The 3,252-nt window shown below is 78.3% G+C and carries 2 protein-coding genes; both read left to right on the top strand.

The features are described 5' to 3' along the window. A partial coding sequence (locus FNQ90_RS17270) for an O-antigen ligase family protein (protein WP_323380023.1) occupies nt 1-1,467 on the top strand: 1,467 nt, incomplete at its 5' end. Then, on the top strand, nt 1,464-3,252 hold a 1,789-nt coding region (locus tag FNQ90_RS17265), incomplete at its 3' end, for a lipid II flippase MurJ (protein ID WP_182607206.1). The genes FNQ90_RS17270 and FNQ90_RS17265, both read left to right, overlap by 4 nt.

Below are 3,252 nucleotides of genomic sequence, written 5' to 3'. Positions count from 1 at the left end.
ATCCCCGCGCGGCGGTGGCGCCGGGCCGTCGGGAGCGACGGGACCGTCCGGGCACGGGGGCGGGCCGTCGGGGCGGCGATCCGCCGGGACCCCGTACTCGTCCCCCTGGCCGCCGTCGCCCTGCTGCTCGCGGTGCCGATCCCGCTGCCGTTGCCGGGTGCCGCCGCGACGGGTGCCGCCGACCTGGTCTCCCTGGTCCTCGTCCTGTGCTGCGCACCGCTCCTGCTGCGCCCCCGGCCCGATGACGCGCAGCGGCTCTCCCCCCGGGTCCTGCCGGTCATCGCCGTCCCGGCGGTGGCCTGCGCGGTGGTGACCGTCACGGCGGACGACCCGCTCGCCGCCGTACCCGGCTTCGCCCGGCACCTCCAGGTGTTCGTGCTCCTCCCGCTGGCCCTGCTGGTGGCGCTGCGCGCCCCCGGCACGGCCCGGTGGGCCGCCGGGCTGCTCCTGCTGCCCGCCGTGGTCCAGGGCACGGTTGGTACGGTCCAGTACCTCACCGGCACCGGCGCCTCGTACATGGGCGAGGACATCCGGGCGGTTGGCACCTACGGCCCGCAGAACGTGATGGGCATGGCGGGCGTGGTGGCGGCCGGGATGGTGGTCGCCGTCGCGTTCGCGCTCGGGGGCCCGCCGCGCGCGCCGGGCCCCCGCACGCCCCGGGCGCTCGCCCGTTCGCTCGCCGCGCCCCTGTGCGCGGTGGCGCTCCTGGTGCCGTTGGCGGTGTCCTTCAGCCGGGGCGCCTGGATCGCCACGGCCGTCGCCTGCGCGGCGATGGTGCTGCTTGCGGGGCGGCTCTCGCGGCGCGCCCTGATCCTGGTGGTCTGCGGGGGCGTGCTCGCCGTCGGTCTGGCCGCCGCCGGCTCCGGGCAGGTCGCCGACCGGCTCACCAGCATCGGCCGCGTCACCGACACCCCCGACCAGTCGGTGATCGACCGGTACGCCCTGTGGGACGCCGCCCTGACCATGTGGCGGCAGGAACCGTGGACCGGTGTCGGGCCGCGCGGCTTTCCCGACCACCGGGACGCGGCGGCCTCCGTCGCGCTGTCCTCCGGCAGCGACACCGGCGGCGCGGGGTGGGAGTTCGAGCGGCAGCAGTTGCTCTCCCCGCACAACATGTACCTGCTGGTCCTGGCCGAACAGGGCCTGTTGGGCGCGACGGCCGCGTTCGGTGCCTGGGCGGTTCTCCTGACGGGGTGTGCGCGGCGGTTGCGCGGCGTCCCGCCGGGCCCGTCCCGCCGGCTCGGCCTGGCCGCCACGGGGTTGTTGATCTGGCAACTGGTCAACTTCCTGTACGCGGACATCGGCGGGCCCACCACCGTGCTGACGGGCCTGGCCCTCGGGCTGGCCGCCTGGTGGGCGCTGGCCCCGGCCTCCGCCACGGGGAACCCCGGCAACCCCGGCAACCCCGGCAACCCCGGTGACCCCGTGGGCACCGCGGCCCCCGTCGACACCGGGGCGCGGCGGTGAGCGGACCGGGAACGGGCGCCGCCACCGGTACGGGCGGAGCCGGGCCCGCCCCGGCCGACGCCGGACGCCCCCGCCGGGTCGGCCGGGGCCGCGGGATTCGCCGGGAGGACCGATTCGTCGCCCGGGCCGCCGGGATCACCGGCCTGCTGCTGGCCGCCGGCTCCCTGCTCGGTCTGCTCCGCGACCGCACGCTCGCCGGCCTGTACGGCGCCGGCGACGCCACCGACGCCTTCCTGGTGGCCTGGACGATCCCCGAGTTCGCCTCCACGCTCCTCATCGAGGACGCCATGGCGTTGGTGCTGGTCCCCGCCTTCAGCCTGGCGTTGGCCCGTCGCGCCGCCGATCGGGCCGCCGGGGGCGCGGCGGGACCGGACCCGGTGCGCGCCCTGGTCGCCGCCGGCCTCCCCCGACTGGCGCTCTGGCTGGCCGCGGCGGCGGCCGTCCCCGCCCTGGCCGCCCCACTGGTGGTCGATCTGCTGGCGCCGGGCCTCGCCGACCCGACCACGGCCGTCACCTGCACCCGCCTGACCTCCCTCACCGTCCTCGCCTTCGGCGTCGCCGGGTACTTCAGCGCCCTGCTGCGCGCCCACCGCAGCTTCGCCCCGCCGGCCGCCGTGTACGCGGCGTACAACGTCGGCATCGTCCTCTGCGCCCTCCTCCTGCACGACGTGTGGGGCATCCGGGCGGCGGCGGTGGGCGTCGCGGTCGGCGGGGTCCTCATGGTCCTGGTGCAGTTGCCCTTCGTCCTGCGTCGCCTGCGCGAGCGGAGGGTGCCGGAATCCGACGGGACCGGAGCGCCGGGGACACCGCCCGCGGCGGGGCCCGCGCCGGGCGCGCGGCGGCCGGAGGGCGCCGGGGCGACGACGTTCGCGGTGGTGCTTCCCGTCGCGCTGTTCGCCCTGGCCCGGCAGTCCCAGGTGCTGGTCGAGCGCCACCTCGCCTCCGAACTCCCCGCCGGGGCCATCTCGCACCTGAACTACGCCCAGAAGATCGGCCAGCTCCCGATGGTCGCGGCCCTGATGATCTGCACCGTCACCCTTCCCCTGATCGCCCGGGCGATGGCCGACGGTGATCTCGATCGGGCCCGCGACCGGGTCGAGCGCGACCTGCTGCTCGCCGGCGCGATCGCCCTCCTCGGCGCCGCGTGGCTCGTCTCCTGCGCGCCGGAACTGGTCCGCCTGTTGTTCGAGCAGGGCGCCTTCGACGCGGCGGCCGGGGACGCCACCGCCGGCGTGCTGCGCGTCTACGCCCTCGGGCTCCTCGGCCACACCCTGGTGGGGGCGCTCATCCGCCCCTACTGCGCGGCGGGACGGCCGGGCTGGTACCCCGTCGCGGCGATGTCCGCGGGCCTGGCGGTCACGGTGGTGGCCGGGGTGGCGTTCGCCGACCGGTGGGGTGCCCCCGGCATCGCGGCGGCCAACGCCGCGGGCGTCGCGGTGACGGCCCTGCTGATGCTGTGCGGCGGCCGGTTCCGGGTGGTGCCCGCCCGCCCCGGACGGGTGCTGGCGGGGCTGGCCCGGTTGACGGTCGCCGCCCTGGCGGCCGGTGTCGCGGCCCGGCCGGCGGCCGACGCCGCGGCGGGCCTCCTCCCGGCCGGACCGGCCGATGCCGCGCTCGGCGCCGGGATGGGCGGACTGGTCTGCGCGGTCGTCTTCGCCGCGGCCGGCGTCCTGTTCGGGGCGGCCGGGGGGCCCGGCCTCCCCGGGCTCCCGGTGCTGTCGCGACCCCGGCGGGACGCGCCCGACGCCCCGCCCGACGCCGCGGGGACCCGCGGGCCCGACGCCC

Origin of the sequence: Streptomyces alkaliphilus, assembly GCF_014141535.1 — a bacterium.
Classification (GTDB): Bacteria; Actinomycetota; Actinomycetes; order Streptomycetales; family Streptomycetaceae; genus Streptomyces; species Streptomyces alkaliphilus.
This window is presented reverse-complemented; position numbering and strand designations above follow the sequence as displayed.